18 protein-coding genes are annotated in these 24,408 nt (G+C 51.4%); 3 read left to right on the plus strand and 15 right to left on the minus strand.

Going from position 1 to position 24,408, the window contains the following annotated elements:
• Nucleotides 1-25: 25 nt before the first annotated feature.
• Complete coding sequence (locus tag K0I31_RS11640; protein ID WP_220078486.1) at nt 26-2,482, minus strand: Ig-like domain-containing protein; 2,457 nt, start codon at nt 2,480-2,482, stop codon at nt 26-28.
• A gap of 216 nt (nt 2,483-2,698) precedes the next feature.
• On the opposite strand from K0I31_RS11640, the gene K0I31_RS11645 reads away from it, so the two are divergent.
• A complete protein-coding gene (locus tag K0I31_RS11645; protein WP_220078487.1) occupies nt 2,699-4,018 on the plus strand; it encodes a dicarboxylate/amino acid:cation symporter in 1,320 nt (439 codons plus the stop codon).
• A 174-nt stretch (nt 4,019-4,192) separates the two neighbouring features.
• Here K0I31_RS11645 and K0I31_RS11650 read toward each other — a convergent pair whose 3' ends face one another.
• The 13 genes from K0I31_RS11650 to K0I31_RS11710 all read right to left on the minus strand — a co-directional run bounded on the left by K0I31_RS11650 (nt 4,193) and on the right by K0I31_RS11710 (nt 19,347).
• Nucleotides 4,193-5,497 (minus strand): inosine/guanosine kinase, encoded by a 1,305-nt coding sequence (locus K0I31_RS11650; RefSeq protein WP_220078488.1) that lies wholly within the window; start codon nt 5,495-5,497, stop codon nt 4,193-4,195.
• A 197-nt stretch (nt 5,498-5,694) separates the two neighbouring features.
• Nucleotides 5,695-6,708: a ferrochelatase gene (gene hemH, locus K0I31_RS11655; RefSeq protein ID WP_220078489.1), complete on the minus strand. Its 1,014-nt coding sequence runs from the start codon at nt 6,706-6,708 to the stop codon at nt 5,695-5,697.
• Between the two features lie 136 nt (nt 6,709-6,844).
• On the minus strand, nt 6,845-7,489 hold the full coding sequence (adk, locus tag K0I31_RS11660) for an adenylate kinase (protein WP_220078490.1): 645 nt from the start codon (nt 7,487-7,489) through the stop codon (nt 6,845-6,847).
• 543 nt (nt 7,490-8,032) lie between these two features.
• Nucleotides 8,033-8,872 carry a co-chaperone YbbN gene (locus tag K0I31_RS11665; protein ID WP_220078491.1) on the minus strand — a complete coding sequence of 280 codons (840 nt, stop codon included), beginning with the start codon at nt 8,870-8,872 and terminating at the stop codon, nt 8,033-8,035.
• Nucleotides 8,873-8,992: 120 nt separating this feature from the next.
• Nucleotides 8,993-10,912: a molecular chaperone HtpG gene (gene htpG / locus K0I31_RS11670; RefSeq protein ID WP_220078492.1), complete on the minus strand. Its 1,920-nt coding sequence runs from the start codon at nt 10,910-10,912 to the stop codon at nt 8,993-8,995.
• A 155-nt stretch (nt 10,913-11,067) separates the two neighbouring features.
• Nucleotides 11,068-11,667, minus strand: coding sequence for a recombination mediator RecR (recR, locus tag K0I31_RS11675; protein WP_144202937.1), 600 nt, complete (start codon nt 11,665-11,667; stop codon nt 11,068-11,070).
• Between the two features lie 2 nt (nt 11,668-11,669).
• The gene (locus tag K0I31_RS11680; protein WP_144202934.1) at nt 11,670-11,999 is read right to left on the minus strand and encodes a YbaB/EbfC family nucleoid-associated protein; all 330 of its coding nucleotides are present in this window, start codon (nt 11,997-11,999) and stop codon (nt 11,670-11,672) included.
• A 222-nt stretch (nt 12,000-12,221) separates the two neighbouring features.
• Nucleotides 12,222-15,425, minus strand: a complete 3,204-nt coding sequence (gene dnaX / locus K0I31_RS11685; protein WP_220078493.1) for a DNA polymerase III subunit gamma/tau — start codon at nt 15,423-15,425, stop codon at nt 12,222-12,224.
• 383 nt (nt 15,426-15,808) lie between these two features.
• Nucleotides 15,809-16,363: an adenine phosphoribosyltransferase gene (gene apt, locus K0I31_RS11690; protein ID WP_083764354.1), complete on the minus strand. Its 555-nt coding sequence runs from the start codon at nt 16,361-16,363 to the stop codon at nt 15,809-15,811.
• Between the two features lie 159 nt (nt 16,364-16,522).
• Nucleotides 16,523-16,891, minus strand: a complete 369-nt coding sequence (locus K0I31_RS11695; RefSeq protein WP_220078494.1) for a YbaN family protein — start codon at nt 16,889-16,891, stop codon at nt 16,523-16,525.
• 332 nt (nt 16,892-17,223) lie between these two features.
• The gene (locus K0I31_RS11700; protein ID WP_220078495.1) at nt 17,224-17,967 is read right to left on the minus strand and encodes an HvfC family RiPP maturation protein; all 744 of its coding nucleotides are present in this window, start codon (nt 17,965-17,967) and stop codon (nt 17,224-17,226) included.
• A complete protein-coding gene (locus K0I31_RS11705) occupies nt 17,968-18,804 on the minus strand; it encodes an HvfB family MNIO-type RiPP peptide maturase (protein ID WP_220078496.1) in 837 nt (278 codons plus the stop codon).
• 102 nt (nt 18,805-18,906) lie between these two features.
• Nucleotides 18,907-19,347 carry an HvfA family oxazolone/thioamide-modified RiPP metallophore gene (locus tag K0I31_RS11710; RefSeq protein WP_011866039.1) on the minus strand — a complete coding sequence of 147 codons (441 nt, stop codon included), beginning with the start codon at nt 19,345-19,347 and terminating at the stop codon, nt 18,907-18,909.
• 442 nt (nt 19,348-19,789) lie between these two features.
• On the opposite strand from K0I31_RS11710, the gene dusC reads away from it, so the two are divergent.
• The gene (gene dusC / locus K0I31_RS11715) at nt 19,790-20,719 is read left to right on the plus strand and encodes a tRNA dihydrouridine(16) synthase DusC (protein WP_220078497.1); all 930 of its coding nucleotides are present in this window, start codon (nt 19,790-19,792) and stop codon (nt 20,717-20,719) included.
• 252 nt (nt 20,720-20,971) lie between these two features.
• The gene (locus K0I31_RS11720) at nt 20,972-21,328 is read left to right on the plus strand and encodes a TraR/DksA family transcriptional regulator (RefSeq protein ID WP_220078498.1); all 357 of its coding nucleotides are present in this window, start codon (nt 20,972-20,974) and stop codon (nt 21,326-21,328) included.
• A gap of 205 nt (nt 21,329-21,533) precedes the next feature.
• Here the strand turns inward: K0I31_RS11720 and K0I31_RS11725 are convergent, their stop codons facing one another.
• On the minus strand, nt 21,534-24,212 hold the full coding sequence (locus K0I31_RS11725) for a TonB-dependent receptor (protein ID WP_220078499.1): 2,679 nt from the start codon (nt 24,210-24,212) through the stop codon (nt 21,534-21,536).
• Nucleotides 24,213-24,408: the final 196 nt, after the last annotated feature.

A 24,408-nucleotide genomic window follows, 5' to 3' on the forward strand; every position in this document is an offset into this window, starting at 1 on the left:
TAGGGCGCCTTTTTCAAAGGATAATCTAAAGGATATTTACACCAATAGAGACTACTTGTGTAGTGGTTCCACCTGGCGTTTCTACCTCAACAATAAACACCCCAGAGTTAGGCTGATCCTCACCCTTCAATGTGACGGTAAATTCACGACCACCATTATAGTTAGAACTTGGCCAAACATATTCAGCACTGCTTACTACAGAACCCGCACTCGTCTTAAAGAGAACTTTAGAGCCGGCAGGCATCTGCTGGTTATGAAGATCCGAGATAGTAAAGGAAACATTGGCCGCCCCCTTACCTACTATATTGATGCTGCCACCGTAATGATCACCATCTTTGTCGCTGATCAGGATGTCGTCCGGTGCAGTCGCATAAGCGGTACTACCCGACATGACAATTACCAAGCTACGGCGCACATAGAGAGATTTCGAATCATTGACACCATCTGCGCAGCCTGCATGCACAGGGTCTGAACACAAGACCCCATTGTACTTACCATCTTTGGCTTCAAAGATACCATTTGAGTTGAAATCGATAAGCTCCTCGAGTGAGCCTCCGTCTTGTCCGCCAGCCTGCTGCGGGTTAAACAAGCCATCTTCGTTGTAATCGTTATAGGCATCGGTCAGATCGAATGACTGACCCGTTACATCTGTACCATTGGTAAACTCTGCCATCTCAGAGGCATCGAAGCGACCATTACCATTGAGATCTGGGAAAGATTCTTCACCGATAGCCGTAGCCGTAACTGTGGCGCGACCACCATACTTCTGACCATAAACGTTTCCGTATACCCCAAGCGTCGGATAATAGATCAAAGCCGCACTTGGATTACGAATCATCTCTCCTGCGCCAGAGATAATAGTCTCACCTTCAGGACGTGGTAACTGACTGGTCCAAGTCACCGAACAGGCACCATTGACCGTCTGACAGGCATCTTCGATTGAACCACCTTCTGTAGTAAATGAAACCGTCGTCCCATCAGGCACAGGGTTATTGAAGGCATCGGCCATACGAGCGGTAACGACTACTTTAGTGCCATCTTCGTTCCAACCTTCTGCATTAAAGACTGACGCAGACAGTGAGAAACTGTCTTGATCAGGAATGCCGGTAGAGACAATCAACTGGCTCGACTGGCTCGAAATGGCCGGTACCGCACCATTATCAACGGTCGCGGTAACGCGTAGCGATGTGGCTACCGTACCCGTAGTAACGACAGTTTGAACGATACCCTCGTTGTTAGTAGTCGCCTGCAGAGGCGAGATATCTACGCCGCCTACTTTTGTGTTAAGTGAAAACAAAACGTTTTGGTTTGGAACAGGGTTACTGTTCTTATCCAGCACTTTAAATTTAACGACAGAAGACTCTATGCCGCCCGTACCCAAAATTGCGATATTCTGCGGCGTTGCCGATTCAAATACGATACTGCCAACATCTGCTTGCAGGACAGTTAGTGTGCCCGTTGAAGATAGACTAATTCCACCTGCGTTGGCCGTGACGTTAATCTGATCTTCACCCACACAACCTTGCGCACGGTAGGTTGAAGTAGCAACACCATTGCTCGAAGAGACTGGCGAGCTAATCTCGGCCTGAGCAGGATTCTTAGTCGCGCAGGTTGAAGAGAAGTTAACATCTACAGGTTGAGTGAAAGGATTACCTTTATCATCTTGAATAAGCACGGAAATCGTTGCAGTACCACCAGCTGAGAGAGTTGCGGTACTGATCTCAGCTTTTCCTTGGACAAAAGGATCGCCGCTTCCCATCACTACATTGGTCGCACCAACCACAACGATAGTCTTTCCCACCTCATTGGTAGACAGGCTCGCGGTCACTTCACCCGCCCCTAAAGAGCTACCCGCATAGATGTCTACCGTAGCCTTACCTTCAGAGTCGGTCACCGCCGTCTTGATAGGCAGGTCGCCGATAGTCGTCGCAAAGGTCACGATTGTCGGCTTAGTGATGCCTGTTACCGTGGCAGTGATCTTGCCAGGCTCAAGAATGCTTATCGATTGAATAGGATTACCGGTACTGTCGGTAAGTGATACAGAAACTTGCGCTCCACCGCCGGCTTCGCCGCCATCACCTATCATGGTGACGTTAAGTGATGCACTCTCGCCAGAACTGGTCGTCGCAGTAATAGTCGCGCCAGTATTAATGGCTGCCGTATCCAAGCGCACCTTAGCAATACCATCGGCATCGGTGGCGACTTCACCCGTACCTGGAGAGAAGGTACCGTAAGTATCATTGTTCAAGCTAAACGTTACTAGTGTACTGACTGCGGCTCCGGTTGAATCTTTCACCTTAGCGGTGATCATCGCGGGTTCCGCTACTGAGATCTGCGTATTATCGATAGATAAAGCAATAGAGATAGTTGGCGGCGTCGGTGTACCACCCGATCCACCGTCTGTGACATTTCCCCCGCCGCTACAGGCGACAATAAAAAGCAAAAATAAATATGAGGTAAAAACTTTAAACGCTGACTTCATTGTCAGACTCCCTGTTACTCAGATTATCATTAAAAGCATCTGCTTATTACTTATAGGCTAACATTACACAATTTTCCCATAACTTTTCCATCACTAATCGCAATTAAGGGCGTAAAAGTGACAAAAACTTTAACTATTTAGCCGTTTCATCACCTAGGGTTTCTTGCTAGGCTTTAGGTGCAAATTGAAAAGCATAAAAATAATACAGGAAGCACTATGGCTGGCACGCAAAACAAAAAATTAGGCCTCACCGGAAAAATACTCATAGGTATGGCCGGAGGCATTTTAATCGGGCTACTGCTACGCAGCTTTTTCCCCGGTAGTGAGTTTATCGAAGAGTATATTACTAACGGCTTATTGAACGTGATCGGCAGTATTTTTATCTCGAGTTTACAGATGTTGGTCGTCCCTCTGGTCTTCATCTCCCTAGTCTGTGGTACCTGCTCGCTGAGTGACCCATCATCCCTTGGCAGGCTCGGTGGAAAAACCATCGCTTTTTATCTGTTTACCACGGCGATTGCCCTTTCTATGGCCATTTTGGTCGCGCTGCTCGTTCATCCAGGTAACGCCTCGCTAGCGGCAGAGAACATGCAGTACAGCGTTAAAGAGGCCCCTAGTCTTTCGGACGTATTGATCAACCTGGTTCCCCGCAACCCGATACAGGCAATGACAGAAGGGAATATGCTGCAGATCATCATCTTTGCAGTGATCTTTGGCTTTGCCATTTCCCATATTGGCGAGCGCGGCAAACGTGTATCGGCACTATTTAATGACTTAAATGAAGTGATCATGCGTGTGGTCACCCTCATCATGCAGCTAGCCCCCTACGGTATATTTGCCCTCATGGGTAAACTCGCCTTAACCTTAGGTCTCGAGACATTTGAAAGCGTCGTTAAATATTTCATGGTAGTACTGGCGGTGTTATTAGTGCACGCCTTCGTGAGCTACCCTGTGCTATTAAAACTCTTCTCCGGACTCAGTCCCTTTACCTTTATTCGTAAGATGCGTGATGTGCAGCTGTTCGCCTTTAGTACGGCCAGCTCAAATGCCACGCTGCCAGTGACACTAGAGACCTCTGAGCACCGTCTAGGGGTGGATAATAAGGTTGCCTCTTTCACTCTGCCGCTGGGCGCCACCATTAACATGGATGGCACCGCAATTATGCAGGGTGTCGCCACAGTCTTTATCGCCCAGGTTTTTGGTATCGATCTCACCATTACCGACTATGCCATGGTGGTGGTCACAGCGACCCTCGCCTCTATCGGCACGGCGGGCGTTCCAGGCGTCGGTCTTATCATGCTGGCAATGGTACTGAATCAGGTGGGTCTGCCTGTTGAGGGTATCGCCCTCATCATGGGAGTCGACAGACTGCTGGATATGGTGCGCACCGCGGTCAACGTGACCGGCGACTCGGTGGCGACTGTGATCATTGCCAAATCGGAAAATGCCTTTAACCAGGCTACCTTCGATGATCCTCAGGCAGGTAAGACGGCGGGCAGCTTCGTCGATCAAGTAAACGCCGAGCTCAAAGAGTAAAAATGCTAGATATCATCAATCTGTAAAAACGAAAAAGGCGTCCAATGGACGCCTTTTCTATTGATATACAGTAGAACAGAAATTAGCCTAATCGAGCCTTTCTAAATCAGCACAAGCCTCTTGAAAACAGCACAAACCTGTTTAAAACTGCCAAAGCCTGTCTTTCCCAATAGCCTATCTTTCCCAGTAGGCTTCTTCTAAGCTGTCTTCCCGCTCTGGCAGGCCGCGAGACAGGCGCGGACTGTGCTGCGCCAGCACCTCGTAGGCTACGCGGTTGGCATACTTACAGATCTGCGAGAAAGAGGAGTAACACAGGCCGTCGCGCTTGTGCTTGCTTGAGCCGGGCACATTGGCCTTATGATAGGTGTTAGAGGCAAGATCGTGCAACAGCGCCGCCAGCGCACCATCTCCCGCGCCATTGGTGTTACGTATGATCTCAGGACCGCCCATATAAGGCGAGATATGCGCAAATACCTTGATCGGCGTCTGACAGTCACGCTTTAGTTTAGGTCTGGAGAACTCATAGCGATTAAATTCTGGAATTGCGCCAGGTAGCAGCGTATGACTGGTTTCGCGCTTCTCAGAGTCCTCGGTATAACCCGCGGTATAGAGCCCTAACGGCCCCGCCGTGGTGAGCACCATATCACACCACTCAAGCGCCGCATTGCTGGCACTCAAGGGGTCTTTAAAGCCGGTCAGGGCTTCGCCCTCATCTTCGTTCATTGCCAGTATGGTGACATTTTCCTTAATGAATTCGATCCACCACTGGGGATCTTCCTCAATAAGAAAGCGTGTTCCCAGAGTAAGTACCACGGGCACATCTGCCGCCTTGGCGTACTCTATGGCTTTTAACGCCGCATCTGTGATCTTATCGCCACCGCTCGCGCGCATCAGGTAGGCGGTAAGCACTAGCGCCGACGAGGTCTGCACTATCTCTTGGTCGATATATTCAGGCGTGAGTTTATCCATCGAGCCCTTGCTGATAGCAAAGGTACGCTCGCCGCACTCTGAGATCAGGGTGAAACAACGACCGATAGGCCCATCGACCGGCTGCAGAAAGTTAAGATCCACCTTAGAAGAGGTGTTGCACAGGTAACGATAGGCGTAACTACCCACCTCGATGTGGTTGCTCATCACCCCAAACAGCACTGAGCGATCGTCGGCGAGAATAGAGTAGTTGTGTACCGTGTTACCTATGGTGCCACCGGCAAATTCATCGCTGATCAGCTCAGAATACTTCAGTTCGGTGTAGAGCTGGTGCGCCTTCTCGTCATCGATCAGTGTCGAGTTTCCTTTCGGCAGGGCGTAACGGCTAAGCAGTTCGTCCCCCACTTTGGCTTCGATGTCGACCAGCGTCTGATCGATTCCACTGATATGGGTTGAAATATGCTGCGGCTGCAGGGTTAACTGCGCCAATAATGGATCGCGATTCTTAACTGGAAAGTAATGTTTCGACTTACGTTGACCGGGAAACTTCATACAGAACTCACTCTAATGCATCCATGCAGAATCAAATAAGAATAAACAGCACACTAGACCCCCTTAGTCTGCTGTCTACCAGGCCGCGTTATGGTTAATGCTACGCGGACGCCATCGCCTCAAAAAAACGGCGGCAGATCGTACCATATAAAATAGCATCGGGCAGTGATTTATGCCGTTTACCTAAGATTCTTTGCTTAAGATTTAAGCCAGCCCGCCGCATGTTCGTCGACCAAGTCCGCAAGCAGCTGCATGTGAGCTTCATCCTCGTTCAGACAAGGGATGAAATGATAGGCCTCACCGCCGGCCTCAATAAAGCTCTCTTTGCCGCCAATGGAGATCTCTTCAAGCGTCTCCAAACAATCCACGGCGAAAGCCGGACAGAGAATGTCCACGCGCTTTACCCCTTGACCCGGAAGGCTCTCGAGCAGCGCATCCGTTGCCGGTGTCAGCCACTCCTCCTTACCAAATTTCGATTGAAAACACAGGCGCCACTGTGACTCGGTCAACCCCAAGGCCTCGGCCAGAAGCTCGGCAGTACGTTGACACTGACGCTGATAGGGGTCACCCTCGGTCACATAACGCAGTGGCACACCATGAAAAGACATCAAGAGGCAATCCCCCTGGCCCTTATCTTGCCAATGACGCCTTACAGAATCGGCCAGCGCCGAGATATAGGCCGGGTGCTCGAAATATTCTTTACTGAAGCGGGTCTCTGGATAGTTGCGTCTGCCCTTATAATCACTGGCAATGGCATCGAATACCGGTGCCACGGTCGAGCAGGAATACTGGGGATATAAAGGCAGCACCACTAGGCGCTCGACCCCTTTCGCCAGCAAGCTATCTATCCCATCTGTCAACGAGGGGTTGCCGTAACTCATCCCCAACTCCACCGGAATATCGCTGCCATGACGCGCTTTTAGAATCGCACTCAGCGCCTCACGCTGACGCTCGCTGATCACCATCAGGGGCGAGCCCTCGGGCCACCAGATAGACTCATAGAGCTTGGCTACGGCCTTGGGACGCGTATTTAATATGATGCCATTGAGTATGGGTTTCCAGATCCAAGGATTTAGGTCGACCACACGGGGATCGCTGAGAAACTGTTTTAAGAACTGCTTTACATCTTTAGGCGTGGGCGTATCGGGCGTGCCGAGATTAACCAGCAAGACACCAAGCTTAGCGGGAGATAAGTTGTCGACTTTATTCAAGAATTACTCTACTCATATTCTCTGGCAAGGATAGCGCTAGGCTAGCACCCACCCTGGCATAAAAAAAGCCCACCTAGGTGGGCTTTTTCAAATATGAGAAGCAGCTCATATAGCGCTTCACTTTATAGCAGCGGAATTAGCCAATCGCCTTAACGATAGCCTCGCTCACAGCACCAACACTCTGGGTGCCATCGAACTTGTTGTAGGACAGCTTGCCTTGCTCGGCAACTTTACCATAGTACTCAACCAGCGGCTTAGTCTGCTCATGATAGATGCCTAGACGCTTACGCACTGTGCTCTCTTCATCATCGGGACGGATAGCCAGATCTTCACCGGTCACATCGTCTTTACCTTCCACCTTAGGTGGGTTGTAAACGATGTGGTATACACGGCCAGAACCTGGGTGTACACGACGACCGCTCATACGCTTAACGATCTCTTCGTCTGGCACGTCAATTTCGATCACGTGATCGATATCGATGCCGCTAGCCGCCATGGCATCTGCCTGAGGAATGGTACGTGGGAAACCGTCTAGCAGGAAGCCCTTGGCGCAATCGTCTTGGGCGATACGCTCTTTAACCAGTCCAATAATCAGCTCATCAGAAACCAACTGTCCTGCATCCATCACTTTTTTGGCTTCTAGACCCAGAGGCGTTCCCGCTTTAACGGCTGCACGGAGCATGTCGCCCGTAGAAATTTGTGGCACACCGTATTTTTCCATGATGAATTGGGCTTGAGTACCTTTACCGGCACCTGGGGCACCTAATAGCATAATGCGCATCTGAGAGTCCTCTTATTTCGCATAAATTTGATTATTAGTTTTATCTGGGCGGCGATCTTCGCACAAATGGGCGCCTATTTGAAGGGCCGCATGGCCAGTTTTAATTCGACTTTAGGCTGATACCACAGATACCACCTTACAAAGCGACCTGATCAGCATATATCACTGGCATGACGGCCCAATGCAGAGACTCCTTAGAGCCTGTTGAACTTTCAAGTTTAATTTTTGTTCAATCTAAACGCGTTTTGCACGAGGCGAGAGTCATGAAGCATAGTTACTCTATGTGAATGGCGAACAACCAAGAAATCGTCTGGAACGATTTCCAACAGCATTGCTGACCGCCCACGGTGAAAGGCAGGAAGCCTTTCATAAAGTGCAGTGCGTGTTTAGATGAACCCATTGGGCAGTATTTGTAGGCCATTTTTACAGCGTTATCACCCGTTTGTGTAACTCTGGTTTATAAAAACACTACACGCACAGGCTCTGCCTTGTATAAATCACCTACAAACTGCTGCAAAAACAAACAGCAAAGATCAACAGGCCCTAGTAGAGCAAGGTGTATAATTTGCGGCGATATTGATTGGCCACGGCATGTCCCTGACCTAACGCGGTGAGGATCTCCATGAAAAGCTGCTTGATCTCACCTTGCTGGGCCTGCAGATCTGTCTTTAATACCAGATAGAGACGCTCAAGCGCTTCTTCATCGCGCTTGGCGCCGTGAAGTGCCTTGGCAAGGGAAAGTAGCTTGGCATAATCGCTGGGGTCTTGTTCGACATCATTCAGCAGACTTCTGATCTCCGGCGTATCGGCGGCGTCCAGCGCCAGGGAGAGCTTGGCCTTGAGGCTCTGATAGTAGGCGTCTTGATCGGCAAGGCCGACACCATCGAGCAGCACCTTAGCCTGATTGATGTCTGACACGGCCAGCAGCGCATCGGCATACACTAAAGATACCTCGGCCGTCTGGCACTCCTGATAGGCTTGCTTGAGCAGCGGCAGCGCCCCTTCGGCATCGCCCTGCGCCAGTTGCGCCTTGGCCTGATTAAGCGCGACTTGCCAGGCCTTAGGCAGATGCTGGTCGAGTAAGGCCTCAATTTGCGCCGCCTCTTGCAGGCCGGCAAAGCCATCGACAGGCTTACCCTCTTTCAGTACCAAAGTGGTTGGTAGACTCTGGATCTGAAAATAGTTGGCTATCTCCATCTCCTGATCGCAGTTGACCTTAGCCAGCAGGAAACGTCCCTGGGCGGCGATCTGGGTCAGCATCTGCATCAGCTGCAGGCTCTCTGGGCTCTGCTGGCTCCAAAACGTAATGACCACCACCTGCTGCATGGAGGCATCGACCACTTGCTGAATGTTTTCTTTGGTTAAATCCAATACTAAATCCATAATATCTCTTTTATCGAGAGCGTCTCTTTTTTTGAGAGAGCTTGTCTCTGTTAATGAGTTAGCGATAAGTAGATAGCATAAGAGGCAGTCAAACTGCCTCTTACTAACTCTAGCTTAGATTTACTTAACGCTGGCTAACAACATCTTGTTCATCAATTTGATAAAAGCTGATGGGTCGGCCAGGCTGCCTTTCTCAGACAGCTGCGCCTGTTGCAGCAAGAGCTCGGCCCACTGACCAAACACCTCTTCATCCTGCTCGTTGTCCAGACGTTTCACCAGCGGATGCTCAGGGTTAAGCTCAAACACAGGTTTACTCTCTGGCACTGCTTGACCGGCGGCCTGCATCAATTTAATCATCTGCGACGACATCTCACCGGCGCCAGCAACCACACAGGCTGGGGTGTCGGTTAGACGACTGGTCACCTTCACCTCGGCCACCTTATCGCCCAGCACCTCTTTGACGCGTTTCACCAGGCCTTCAGACTCGGTTTCCAGCTTCTCCTGGGCCTCTTTCTCGGCGGCATCTTCCAGCTCGCCCAGTTCGAGATCACCTCGGGTCACCGAGTGCAGCTGCTTGCCGTCAAACTCGGTGAGATGGTTGATCAACCACTCGTCGATACGCTCCGACATCAACAGCACCTCGATACCCTTCTTACGCAGTAGCTCTAGGTGTGGGCTGTTGGCCGCCGCTTCATGACTGTCGGCAACGATATAGTAGATCTTGCTCTGACCTTCCTTCATGCGCTCAACATAGTCACTCAGTGAAACGGTATGGGCCGCCTCGTTGGTGTGAGTCGAGGCAAAGCGCAGCAGCCCGGCAATCTTCTCCTTGTTAGCGAAATCTTCCGCCGGACCTTCTTTCAATACCTGACCAAATTCGGCCCAGAAGGTTTGATACTTCTCAGGATCGTTCTTAGCCAGCTTCTCTAGCATGCCAAGCACGCGCTTGGTGACTGCGGTGCGCAGCGCCGTGGTGATCTTGTTGTCCTGCAAGATTTCACGCGAGACGTTCAGCGGCAGATCGTTTGAGTCGATAAGACCCTGTACGAAACGCAGGTAGCTCGGCATAAACTGCTCGGCATCGTCCATCACGAATACGCGCTGCACGAAGAGTTTCAGGCCGTGTTTACGGTCGCGGTTCCACAGATCCCAAGGCGCCTTCGACGGGATGTAAAGCAGACTGGTGTACTCCTGCTTACCCTCGACACGGTTGTGGCTCCACAGCAGAGGGTCGGCAAAATCATGGGAGATATGCTTGTAGAACTCTTGATACTCTTCGTCGGTGACATCGCTCTTGTTACGAGTCCACAGGGCGGTCGCCTTGTTCATCGCCTGCCAGTGACCTTCGGTAGCAGGAATGGCCTCACCGCCCTCCTCGGTCGCTTCCTGGGCTGGCGTGCCTTCTTGCCACATCTCTACCGGTACCGAGATATGATCTGAGTATTTGGTGATGATAGAGCGCAGACGATAATCGCTCGCAAACTCTTTCTCTTCTTCGCGAAGATGCAAGATGATCTCTGTGCCGCGGCTCTCTTTGACAATATTTTCGACGGTGAATTCGCCCTCACCGGCTGATTCCCACTGCACCGCCTCATCTGCCGCGTGACCGGCGGCGCGAGTGCGTACGGTCACCTTGTCGGCAACGATGAAGGCCGAGTAGAAGCCCACACCAAACTGACCGATCAGCTGTGAGTCTTTAGACTCATCGCCCGACAGGTTCTTGAAAAATTCTGCGGTGCCCGACTTGGCGATGGTCCCCAGATGTTCTATCACGCCATCGCGGGTCATACCTATACCATTATCTTCAATGGTCACTGTACCTTTTTCGCTATCGGCGCTGACACGTACGCGCAGCTCACCGTCGCCTTCGTAAAGCTCATCTTTAGTCAGGGCTTCGTAGCGAAGTTTATCGGCCGCATCGGCGGCGTTAGAGACCAATTCACGCAAGAAAATCTCTTTATTGGAGTATAAAGAGTGGATCATCAAATTGAGTAGTTGTTTGACTTCTGTTTGAAAGCCATGGGTTTCTTGATGTGACATGGATGTTTCCTTCTCTATTTCACAAAAACGCTTATGGCTTTAGAGATGGGGCTGGATTTTCGCTTTTCAAGCCAAAAACAGACAAAGGGTTTTAATTGGTCAAAAAAAATCCAGCTCAAGATGAACTGGATTTTATTGTAGGACTTAAAAGAGCCTTATAACGGAATGCGTCCATTAAAGGAGAGCGCCAGCGTGGTGCTGTCGACATACTCCAGCTCGCCGCCTACGGGCACACCATGAGCGATTCGGCTCACATTGACCTCATGCTGCTTGGCCATATCGGCGATAAAGTGCGCCGTCGCGTCCCCTTCTACCGTGGGGTTGGTCGCCAGGATAAGCTCGCTCACCTCGCCACTAGCCAGATGGGTCTCCAGCAGGCTCAGCCCAAGCTCGTCCGGTCCAACACCGTCGAGGGGTGACAGGTGGCCTAAGAGCACAAAATAACGGCCAGAGAAGTGACCGCCGGCTTCAATCGCCAGCACGTCTGCAGGCGTCTCGACCACACAGATCAGATCTGAGCTGCCACGGCGACTACTGGCGCAGATGGGGCACAGGCTCTCTTCGGTGAAGGTGCGGCAACTGCTGCAGTGTCCCACATCACTCATGGCACTCGACAATGCCTGAGCCAGCTTGTGACCCGCCTTGCGATCGCGCTCAAGTAGCTGAAATGCCATGCGCTGAGCCGACTTAGGGCCAACCCCGGGCAAGCAGCGCAGCGACTGGATCAATTCATCGACGAGGGGACTAAATTTCATCGTTAGAAAGGCATCTTCATGCCAGGTGGCAACTGCATGCCGCCTGTGACTTCAGCCATCTTCTCTTTCTGGCTTTCTTCGACACGACGCGCCGCATCGTTACAAGCCGCCGCGATCAGATCTTCGAGCATCTCTTTGTCATCTTCTAGCAGGCTTGGGTCGATCTCGACCTTACGTACGCTGTGAGAGCCTGTCATAGTGACCTTAACAAGACCCGCACCGGCTTCACCGGTGACTTCCATACGCGCGATCTCTTCTTGCGCCTTGGCCATTTTGTCTTGCATCATCTGGGCCTGTTTCATCAGGTTGCCCATACCGCCTTTTCCAAACATATCGAGTTCTCTTCAATATTAAAAAAACTGGCTAATCTTACTGAATTAGCACCAATAAGCAATCAAAGCTGCTCACCAATCTTAAAACTTATGACCTGCGAGCCCTTTCGCACCGCTAAACCAATTCATTCCATCGAGCTCACTGCGTTTGCTGAGGACATTAGCAAGTCGTACTAACAACTGACTCAAGCTATCGCTCATGTAAGCGATAACTCGCGTGAGTTAAGACTCCTCTGTCGCCACAAAGTTCGACTTATCGATAAGTGCTATCGTCTGGCCCCGCTTACCCAGCAGCTCCGGCAGATAACTTAAGCTGTCTGGCTCCATCTCTGCCTGCATCACCTGTGTCAGCCATTGAATGTTTTCATCTTGCAATAACCCCTGATGCGCCTGCTCGAGCAGCTCACGATGAAAACGCTGACGGATCTCTAACGGCGTCTCACGCTCAGGCTCGACCCCGACGCTAAACGCCACCTGGCAGCTGCCGCCTAACGCCTTAGACAAGGCATCTTCGAGCTGCGTGATGGCGCCTGGCGCCGCCAGGTGCTTCTGATTGGGCTTAAGCACCAAAGGCAGAGGCTCGCTAAAAGCCTTACATACGGCGTTGACCGCCAGCTGTCTTACCCGGCCGCCGATCTCCAGCGCCGACATCAAGCGATACCATTTAAGATCCGTATCGTGCCCTGTGATCTCATCGGCCACAAAGGCCACTTGTGTCGTCTGGCTGACGGGCTCGGTTACGGCTGAAGGTGCCGACGACTCCTGGGCCTCAAGACGCTGGACGGGATGATTGTCGATAGCAGCGCTTTCATACGGACCTTGGTCATCCAAGCTTTGGTCATCCAAGCCTTGTTCAGTCTGAGCAGATGCATCGGCGCGGGCGTGTGACTCAGATTGAGTATCGACTTGCCCAGCAAGATTAGGCGCTTCATCACTCGGCGCGGTCATCGCCTGCGGGCTTGGCTCTGGTGATTCCCAAGGCGGCCTGTCTTCATCATTTAGGTACGCAGTAGGCTGCTCCGCAAAATTATTGTTCTGCGTCTCAGGCACTTCAGTCTCTTGCTCGTTCGTCACAGCCGTGTTCGAGTCAGCTTCGACGTTATCGGGAGTTGCTTCCCCGCTCGGGGCTGTTTCTACGCTCAAGGCTGCTTGCTCTGGCCGTTTGGGCGGCACATAAGGCTCTGCGCCAAACTTGCTCTCTTCGCCGATCTGCTGTTCGCTACTCGGTTGAACCTGGTTAGCCCCAGGCTTCTTAGCGCCGACTAGGGGCTTTTTTGATGCGCCCTCCTTAGCCGCGTCCTCCTTAGCCGCATCTTCCTCAAGATCGCTAAGCAGGCTCTGACGCGCATTCAATACGGCGTCGAGCAGATCATCTTCTAACAGGTTGGACGTTGTTTCTTCATTTGGCGATGCTGTATCGGGCGTCAAGCCGCCAAGTGGTGCATTTTCATTTACCGGAGCGCTACTAACCTGGGCACTGTTGTCAACAGGCCTTGTCGCCGCAGAGGAAGAGATATCGCCAGATGCCTGACTATCCTGTCCCTGCTGATAGGCAAGGTAGGCTTCATAGTCGCTTGGGTCACTTGACTCATCGTCATCTGAACTGAAATAGAGGTCATCGTAAAAACTGCCACTCTCGTCTGCTGACGAACTGGCTTGCTCGGCTATTGAAGCTGTTTGCTCGACGCTTTCTGCCGGCATTTTTGGCTCGGTTGACAGAGCCGCTTCACCGCCCTGTGCTGTCGCAGCACTCGTCGACGCATCCACTTTAGACTCGGCAGATGCTTCGCTTACGGGACTTTTATTTGCCGAGCTTGTTTCTTGCGGGCTCGGCTCAGGGCTAGATTCAGGCTCAGGGCTAGGCTCAGGACTAGATTCAGGCTCAGGGCTGTGCCCTTGGCTTTGGGCCTGACTCAAGATAAGCTGCTGCTCGGCAAACAGATCGAGTGCGCCCTCATCCTCTTCAAGCGCATCCTTTTCTGTCGAATCAGCTTCAACTAAATCCGCTTCGACTAAATCCGCTTCAATTGGGCCGTCAGTATCGCTTAACTTGTTCGTCTGCTCTGCAGTTGTCGTTTGCGCATCGTCTTGAGAAAACACTGCCGCACTTGCTTCACTGCTGGCCTTGACCTTAGCGTTTTCTTCTACCTTAGCCTTTTCTTCAACCCCGGCTTCCACTTCGACCTGACTGTTTGGCACAGACGCAGCAGGTTTCACCGACTTAACTGTTTCGTCTGGCTTAGCAGAGGTTAGCGCAACATCTTCAACCTTGCCCTGTTCTGGTAATGGTGTGTCAGGTAAGAGGATCTCGCTGCCAGCCTCGCCCATCCAGCGCTGCACGGGTGCCTCGGGCACGAAAGCGATAGCGCGCAATAGCGCCATCTCTAGGCCAGACTTAGGATCGGGCGCATGGGGCAGATCCTGCCGACCGTTTAGCAATAATTGATAATAGAGCTGTACCTGCTCGGGCCTTAGCTGTTTGGCGAATGCCTTGATCTGCTCGGCATATTGCGACAGCTGAGCGGCGCTGGGCGCAAACTGGGTCAAGGTGATCTGGTGCAGCAGTTCCAGCAGGCTGCGCAGTACCTCATGGGGATCGGCGCCAAAGGAGAGCACTTCTCCGGTCACCTTCATCAGCTGATCCACGTCGCCATCACACAGGGCTTTGAGCAACACAATCACATGGTGCTCATCTATGGTGCCTAGCATGGTCTGCACCTGAGTGAGCCTGACTTGACCAGCCCCGAAGGCGATGGCCTGATCCGTCAGACTCAAGGCGTCACGCATACTGCCGTTAGCGGCCTTGGCGAGTAGTTTTACCGCGCCATCGTCATACCCAACCTGCTCCTGCGCCAAGATATGGCCAAGCTGCACGCAGATCTCATCGAGTGTCAGACTCTTAAGGTTAAATTGCAGACAGCGGGAGAGTACGGTTACCGGCAGGCGCTGGGGATCTGTGGTCGCCAGCAAGAACTTAACATGCTCTGGGGGCTCTTCCAGCGTCTTCAACAGCGCATTGAAGCTGCTGCGCGAGAGCATGTGCACCTCATCGATGAGATACACCTTGAAGCGGCCGCGTGTGGGGCGATACTGAACGTTGTCCAGCAGCTCACGGGTGTCGTCAACCTTGGTGCGCGACGCGGCATCCACCTCGATAAGATCGACAAAGCGGCCCTGGGCGATCTCGACACAGCTGGCACACTGGCCACAGGGCGTGGCCGTTACCCCTTGCTCACAGTTCAGTCCCTTGGCAAATAGCCTGGCCAGACTCGTCTTACCTACCCCTCGGGTACCGGTAAACAGATAGGCATGATGTAGACGGTTTTGCGATAAGGCATTGGTAAGGGCATGCAGCACATGTGACTGACCGACAACTTGCTCAAATGTTGCAGGGCGCCATTTTCTGGCTAACACCTGATATGACATGGAACTCCCCAAGGTTGGTAACTATTACGAAGCACACTTCATTAATCAGCAAACAATAACATGCCAAGGTCCATCTCGCTAGCAAGCTAAGCGCTTAGCGCGCCTTAATTTATCTTTGTTAAGCCAGCTTGCTTCATGTTTAACCTATCACCCGCTTTGCCCGCCCAAATGAGGCCTAATGCTAAGCCATCTTGAGCCACTCTTTAGTCAGTCTTTAGCGAGTTGACAGGGCAATGCTAGCCATCTCCCCTCGCCCTTCAGTCCCATTCGATAGACACCAGGCTCACATATCTCATCGCCTAACATCACAGGGGCAGATAGCAAAATGCCGCGGCATAGCCACGGCACTTAGATGCTCGACATGAGCGATCCATTAGATGGTATTACTCGCCTTCAAACTCACACAAGGTCATCAGAGAAAGCCCCATCTCGGCTAGACGATGCTCGCCGCCAAGCTCTGGCAGAGAGATCACAAACGCCGCATGCTCAACCTCACCACCGAGCTGACGGATAAGCTTTACTGTCGCTTCGATAGTGCCGCCTGTAGCCAGCAGATCGTCGACAACTAATACCTTATCGCCCGGCTTAATGGCATCCGTGTGGATCTCCAGCATGTCATGGCCATACTCCAGCTCATAACTCTCAGAGATGGTTTCGCGGGGCAGTTTACCCGGCTTACGCACGGGCACGAAACCGACACCCAGCTCTAACGCCAGCGGCGCGCCGAAGAGGAAGCCACGCGCCTCGGTGCCCACTACTTTGGTCACGCCAAGATCCTTATAGCGCTCAACAAACAGGGCAATCGTCGCCTGATAGGCCGCTGGGTCTTCCATTAAACTGGTTACATCGCGAAACATGATCCCTGGTTTCGGATAATCTGGAATTGTCTTAATGCTCTGCTTGATCAAGGCTAACTTGTCTGTATTCATTACTACCATCTTTTTCGTTTGAGCCCTTAAAAAGGACAAACTGGCCATAGGGCCAGTTTTGACTAGAATTTTCGGCTAAAGCTTAAGCTCCTTTGATATGGGTTGCAACAGCGAATGTCACAAAGCTTAACCAAACTCACCGCCAGGGTTCACAACCTAAGTCCACAATCAGTCGTCTAATTCGGGAATTTGCCTGAGATAAAGCAGCAAGCCTGTCAACATGGCCAGCAGCATCAGCTTCACCCACAGCAGCGGCACCAAGATGATACTCACGCTAAAACTTAAACAGGTAGCGACATAGGCCTTGCGCTTCAAGCCGCGGCGAATGGCGCGCTCGCTATGCCAGTTCTGCAGCGCATCGGCAAACCAAGGGTGGGTCATCAGCCAGTCATGCAGGCGCGAACTCGAGCGGGCAAAACAAAAGGCCGCCAGCAAAATAAAAGGCACGGTCGGCAGCAGCGGAAGGGCAATGCCAAGCAGGCCGAGAAACAGACTGCTAAGGCCTAGGAGTAGATAGAAGCCCCGCTTGATAACCATGAATTCCTCGCATAAAAAACCACTCAAGAATGAGTGGTTAGTATACCCGACTTAGCCCGCTAAGCTAGCTGCTTAACCGCTTAAGGCTAATGCTTAAGGCTAACGCTTAAGAGATCAGGTTTAGGTGTTTCAACCATGACAGGGTAGCTGGCAGCGTAGGCAACATCATTACCAGCAAGAAACCAAGAAAATAAACAAAATTAAACGGGTCTTTAAACGGCTGACTCATACTTTCCTCACTCATGATTGACAACTTTTATTGATCTAGATCAATTTTCGCCGCCATTATAGTGACAAGCCAGCACGATAGAAAGGCCTAATTTGGACAAATTTTATCTCGCGGCGACCACTATGCCCCGCTCGGCCATATCCAGCAGCAACTGCCGACAACCCTCTACTATCTGAGGCCTCGGCATCTGCCGATAAAGCGCCGCGAGCCAGTCGCATAGCGCGGCAAACTCCACCCCCTCTTGCTGCTCGATATAGGCCAGCACCTGGGCCGCAAGGGGGTTGAGCTGCAAGAAACAGACTTCATCGTCAGCATCCCGGTAGATACAGAAAAAGTTAGGCTGCTCGCTTGGCGCCTCGGGGCGATAGTCGGGGCTGATACGCTGCACCTCAAAATGGTATTGGGCCACCCTGGCGGCCAAGCTTAACCCCAGGGGCTGGGTTTCCAGTCTCTGCTCGTCAAGACGTTGCGACTGTTTGTCATCGGCCGCTGTGGCCACCACCAGCTCCAACCATTCGTAGTGAGCCAGCTCCAGCATGAAGGCAGGATCTTCCTCGCTCATCTGATACTCGTTTTGCAAGAACAGCAAAAACTCCTGAGCGATTTCGATAAAGATCGGCGTCTGGCAATCATGGGTCACAAAAAACTGCTGCACCAGCGCCTGCCAGTCATCTTCTTCATACAAGGAGCAGAGCACAGGAAACCCGCTGGCGACAAACCCCTTCACATTATTAAAAAACAGTTCGCGATAGATCCCCATACGCCTGGCATCGGTGCCTTGAGGCAGGGGCGATGAAGGGTCTTTGATGTAATCGATAAACGACTGCTGAACTTGGGTAAAACTCATCTAGGCGCTCCGATGGCTGGGTTGTAGAGCCTTAGTCTGATAGTCATGTATCTTGTTGATCTCTTTGAGCAACTCTGAGGTGGCTGGAATATTAAAGTCACGCTCAAGCAAGGTTGGAAACACACCATGGGTCTGATAGCAGATCGCTAACAAACGCCACACGGGGTCGATCACCTCGCTGCCATGGGTATCGACCTTAAGATCTTCTGCCTCATCGTAATGACCGGCAATATGCAGATAGGCGATACGCTCACTGGGCATGGCCCTTAAGAAGGCTTCGGCGTCATATTGATGATTGATCGCGTTAACATAGATGTTGTTTACATCCAGCAGCAGGCGGCAATCTGCCTCTTCCAGCACGGCGCTGACAAACTCGCACTCACTCATCTCGCTCGCGGGCGAGGCGTAAAAAGATACGTTTTCCAGAATAAAGGGACGCTCTAAGATATCCTGCACCTGCTCGATACGCCTTGCCACGTGTCGCACCGCCTCATCAGTAAAGGGGATTGGCATCAAGTCATACAGATGGCCCTTGCCCGAACAGTAGCTTAAATGCTCCGAATAGATCTCTATGTCGTGATGATCGAGAAAGTGCTTCACCTGTTTAACGAAACGGGTATCTAGGGGCTCAGGCCCACCGATAGAGAGCGACAGTCCGTGGCAGAAAAACTTGTGCTTCTCGGTTAACTGCCTAAATTGACGGCCAAACTTACCACCAAGTGTCATCCAGTTCTCGGGCGCCACCTCGAAAAAATCGATGGCACCAGGGACAGACTGGCAAAACTCATCTAGCATCTCGCGGCGCAGGCCGAGCCCCACCTTAGCTTGTGTCATCATCACCTCACCTCTAGTGAACAAATTGACGCATTTACCTTATGTAAAAAGAATTAGGCCAGTGAAAACTGGCCTAATCGACATGGGCAATTGCCTTAAGGCCTATTACTTATGGCCACCACACTTGCCTTCTTTGCCCTTCTTCATATCTTCGCCACACTTGCCCTCTTTGGCCTTCATGTTCTCGCCACACTTACCTTCTTTGGCTTTCATGTTTTCGCCGCACTTACCCTCTTTATGGGCCTTCATCTGGGCGCCGCATTTACCTTCGCCACACTTACCTTCTTTGGCACCTTTCTTCATGCCTTCGCCACATTTACCCTCTTTGGCTTTCATGTTCTCGCCGCACTTACCTTCTTTGGCGCCTTTCTTCATGTTCTCGCCGCACTTGCCTTCGCCACACTTACCTTCGCCATCGGCGATCTGGTAACCAGCTTGCATTTCACTGTAACCAAACGGATTAGCTTGAGCCTGCGCCGCAAACGCGCTACCAACAAACACAGTGCCTAACGCTACAGCAACAGCAGTATTCTTAACTAATTTCATAATCTCTTCCTTTGTTGATCTCTTATATGCAATGGTTTGCCAACATCAGTGCGTTGCTGGCTCGGATAATATGACCCGGCCCCCTAGATTTTTATTTCAAAAAACTTATCAGGCATCACATTTATGACCCAAATTATGTGTTAGCGCAAGCATCTAAACAGCAGTAATCGATTGATCTCACGTCTTTATTGACTAAAAATCGATAAGCCAGTCATCAATAACAAAAGATGCTCGTATCTGACTCATAAGTTTGGCTGGGCGCAGCCGTTATCCCCACACCTTCCCGCACGCACACAGGCTTTGTATCTGCCAGGCGCTTGGCGTAGAATAAGCGCCCTTTTACCCGGCCCGGGCAATGCAGTACTCAAGCAGTACGTACACCATGGCCGACAGGTTCACCTTTTTAGGCTCTGCGCCTTGAATTAATGAGAAAACGAGAATCATGCGTGTCATCTTAGCCCCGATGGAAGGCGTTGCCGACGCCCCGATGCGAGCCCTGCTAACCAGCGTTGGTGGCTATGACATGGTGATCAGCGAGTTCATTCGTGTCGTCGATCAGCTGCTGCCGGAAAAAGTCTTCTACCGACTCTGCGCCGAGCTTAAATACCAATGCAGAACCGCCTCGGGCACTCCGGTGCGCCTGCAATTGCTGGGTCAGGAGCCCAACTGGATGGCCGAAAATGCCATTCGCGCGGTCGAGCTCGGTTCTCGCGGCGTCGACCTTAACTATGGCTGCCCAGCCCCTATGGTCAATCGCAGCAAGGGCGGCGCGGCGCTGTTAAAAGAGCCCGAAACCATCTACCGGGTGACCCAGGCCGTGAGGCAGGCGGTGCCCAAGGACAAGCCTGTGTCGGCCAAGATCCGCCTGGGATGGGATGACAAGAGCCGCTGCACCGAAATCGCCCAGGCTATCGAGGCGGCCGGCGCCACCGAACTCACGGTGCACGCCCGCACCAAAGAGGAAGCCTACCGACCGCCAGCGCACTGGGAATATATCGCGCAGATAAAATCTGTCACTCGCCTGCCCATCATCGCCAATGGCGAGATCTGGGGCAGAGAAGATTACCTCAAATGCCGCGAGGCCAGCGGCTGTGATGACGTCATGCTCGGGCGCGGCGCCCTGACCATCCCCAACCTGGCCCACGTCGTTAAAGGCGAGCAGGCACCTATGCCCTGGCCCGAGGTGCTGGCGCTGCTGCTGCAATATTCAGAATTTGAGATAGTCAGCGAGAAAGAGAAGTACTATCCGGCGCGCATCAAACAGTGGCTGAGGTTTATCGCCCGCCACTATGAGGAGGGCGAAGCCCTGTTCCGCCAGGTACGCGTACTGAAAGATACCCAGAGCATCTTGTCCCTGCTACGCAGTTGCTAGCAAGATACTTGTGCCTGACGGTCGCATCTGTAGGCTCTATGATGCTTCAGGGCATCAGGCACTGCTAACCTTCAAGCCTTCCCTATCTCAAGGCGCGACAAATAGCCAGCCCAGTCGCGCCTTAACTGGTCTGATCTTCACATCCCTCAACGCGATTCACCATAAAAGTCACCGACTTTTGATCTTAGTCATAGCCAATACGCCCAAGCGGTTTAGACTGATTATCTAAGAATATCAACTAGGCAATGATTTGTGAGCAGATCCCATATCAGACATGAACTGTCGGTGCTTGAAGCGAATCTCAGGAAAGAGTTAGGTACCCTGCTGGCATTACATCAAATAACGCTCGATACCCAGCAACTCTCGCTGACCTCCCTCATCGACGAGATGACCGCAGCCAAACTGACCGACGAGCCCCTGTTTATCAAGCTGACCCAACTCGATGCGGCGCTGTGCCAGCTGGATCTGGGTCTCTACGGCTTGTGCTCAGACTGCGAGGCCGATATCGAAGCCGAGCGGCTCAACGCCAATCCGCTCGAGCAGCGCTGCACCCAGTGCGCCGCCGATTACGCCCACGAGCACAGACACGAGCTCAGGCTCACCCACTAAGCCACATCCCTAAGCGGGCTGCTTGCTAATCGAGCGGTTCGCTCAATCGCGCCAATTGAGTTAGTCGCGCTAGCCAAGGTTAGTCGCGCTAGCCGCGCCAGTAGACGCTTAATTTAAAAGACAGTCCACTTAATAACGCCCATAAAAAAAGCCTCCTGAATCAGGAGGCTTTTATCGTTAAGTCACAGGGAGGGTGAATAACGATTTAGAACTTCTGGTTAATACGCAGATAGAAGGTACGACCCAATACATCGTATAGGTTGGTGTTCACATCGCGATAACCCGCATAGTCATACCAAGTCGGTGCTTTCTCGTCGAACAGGTTGTTCACACCCACTGTGATGGTACCGTTCCAATCATGGGTATAACCCACCTGGAAGTTATGCTTGAAGTAGCTTGGTGTGTCGATGATGTAGTCGTAACCAAGGTCGCGCCACATTGCACCTGACTGACTACCGATATACACGGTTGTCCAAGCCGCGCTGAAATCGTTGTAGTACCAAGCCGCGGCGAAGTTACCACGCCAATCAGGATAGTCTTGCGTACCTGAGTAATCGATCTTCTCTGATTCGGCATCGGCCTGCTCTTTAAAGTCGAGGATGTGAGTAACATCTAGCTTAAGGTTGAAGTCACCGAAGCCTGTCTCGAAGTTGTATGAAGAAGCAAAGTCAAAACCAGATGTTTCCAGCGATGCCTTGTTCACATAACCACTTTCAAGGTACTCAATCTTACCATCTGGGCCACGAGTCACGAAGTCAGAGCCACCGTTGATCTTCTCATCACGGATCACGTCTGATGCGCTAACGGCTTCAATCTTGTTGTCATAAGTGATTGAGTAATATGACAGTTCAACACTCCACGCATCGGTCACGTTCCAGACGCCACCCAATGTCAGTGAGTTACCCTCTTCCGCTTCTAGATTCGGGTTACCACCAAACCAAGTCTTGTGCTGGTTACCTGTAGCACAGTAGTTGGCGTCAGAGTTGTTGTTGGCTTCACACCAAACCGAATCGTAGGCCTTCTCGAAGCTCAGAGATTGCGACGAGAACATCTCACCCATATTTGGTGCGCGGAATGAATCACCGTAGCTAGCACGAAGCAGCAACGAATCGACAGGGCGCCAGCTCAAACCAAACTTAGGTACAACAGCATCGAACGTAGAAGAGTTAGTCACCTGACCTTCTGCCCCCGTCAAGGTACCTTCCTGCTCATAACGCTCATAACGTAGCGCCGCTGACAGTTCGAAGTTGGCAGGTAGTGCCATCTGGATTTCGGTATAGGCAGACTGACGTGTACGCTCAGCATCAACATCGTCACCACCCGAACCACCAGAGATAATGCCAGAAGCCGACTCTGGATCAGAGGTTTGCTTGAAGTTGATCATCTCATACTCTAAACCACCTACGATGGCCACTGAGAAATCACCTTGTTCATACAGCATGGTGCTGGCAAGACCGTCGATCTGCGTGCTGTCGAACTTACCTTGGTATACCCCTGTGTGATTAGCGGCAGAATACAGTGCAGTCATCTGCTGCTCCCACTCTGCATAGCTCATACCTGAGGTATTGAAGACATCATAGTTGCCAGTATCGATCTCGCTCTGAATGATGTTGTCATTGATCAGGTTGTAGTTAAAGGCGTTAGTGGTCGATGCAGAATGCTGCGCGTTCAGCTCCCAATCGATACCATTACCCACGTCGGCATAACCCACGAAGCCACCTAGGATATCGAAACTGTTTGTTTCGGTTAGGGTGTCACGCTCACCAATCTGAACAGAGCGCATGTACAGCGTCATGTCCTTACCCGTTGGGTTATATTGGTTATCCGCGCTCATCACAGGATAGTTAGTCGATACGGGTGTACCGGCATAACGTGTGTTGGTTTCGCTCAAAGATGCGGTACCACGACCACGGAAGCGAATGTTATCCGTGATGTCATAGTTAAAGTTGGTCATGAAAGAGTTGCGGGTCATGTCGCCAAATAGCTTGGTTACCGCGCCATAGCTGTATAGACAGCGACCATTGTTCTGACCATCTGTGGTATCGGCAACGTTATCGGTATCGGCACACATCTCAGAGTTTGAGTAGAATGCATAGATATCATCGCCATCGGCATCTTTCTCGCCGGTGTTATAATAGCCATTCGGCACAGAGCTAAAAGAGCTGTAGTCACCATAGCTAGGATCATCCATGTTCCAGATGTCACGGTCCATCACAGCCTTAGTGTCATAGTACTCATAGGTAAAAGTCACATTACCTTTCTCAGAGTTGAAGCCAGCCGCAATAGAGAAACGATTGGCATCACCGCCTTCTACGCTAGGCTGCTCTGTGCTGAAGTCGACTTGGAAGCCATCAAACTCTTTCTTGGTAATGATGTTAATTACACCTGCTACGGCGTCTGAGCCATAAACTGCAGATGCACCATCACGCAGGATCTCGATACGTTCAACGATTGCTAGTGGAATCTGAGATGTATCTGCCTCGGCACCCGAGCTAGAGCTGGTACCAGGCATACGACGGCCATCAAGCAATACCAAGGTAGCCTGAGAACCTAAACCACGCATGTTGACTGTTGAAGTCGCACTCGCACCCGAACCATAACCCGAAGTACCACGCCAAGAACCAAAGGCGTTGATAGAAGAGTTATTCAATACGTCGGCAACAGTTTTTTCACCGGTCAACGCGATATCTGCCGCACTTAATACAGTCACAGGAGACGAAGTCTCCATATCAACTTGCTTAATACGCGAACCAGTTACTTCGATGCGTTCAACTTTATCGCTTTGCTCTTCAGCAATTGCGATACCAGAAAATGCAATGCTAGATGTCGCGGCGGCAAATAAGCCTACGCGAACCGCTTTTGCTGTTAAGGTCAAAGAGTTCATATGTTTCCCTCACAATACGAAACCAGACAATCTGAGTTTCGATCATTAATTTATTTTTTATTTTTAAAATAAGAAGAATGTCCTTCGGTGAAGATATTGTGAAAAAAGATAAAATAAGTCAACGCAGTTAACATGAAAATAACCACAATGATAAACATTGATACAACTCGATAATAAAAACCGATAACCCTCAACC

Source organism: Shewanella spartinae (assembly GCF_019457555.1).
Classification (GTDB): domain Bacteria; phylum Pseudomonadota; class Gammaproteobacteria; order Enterobacterales; family Shewanellaceae; genus Shewanella; species Shewanella loihica.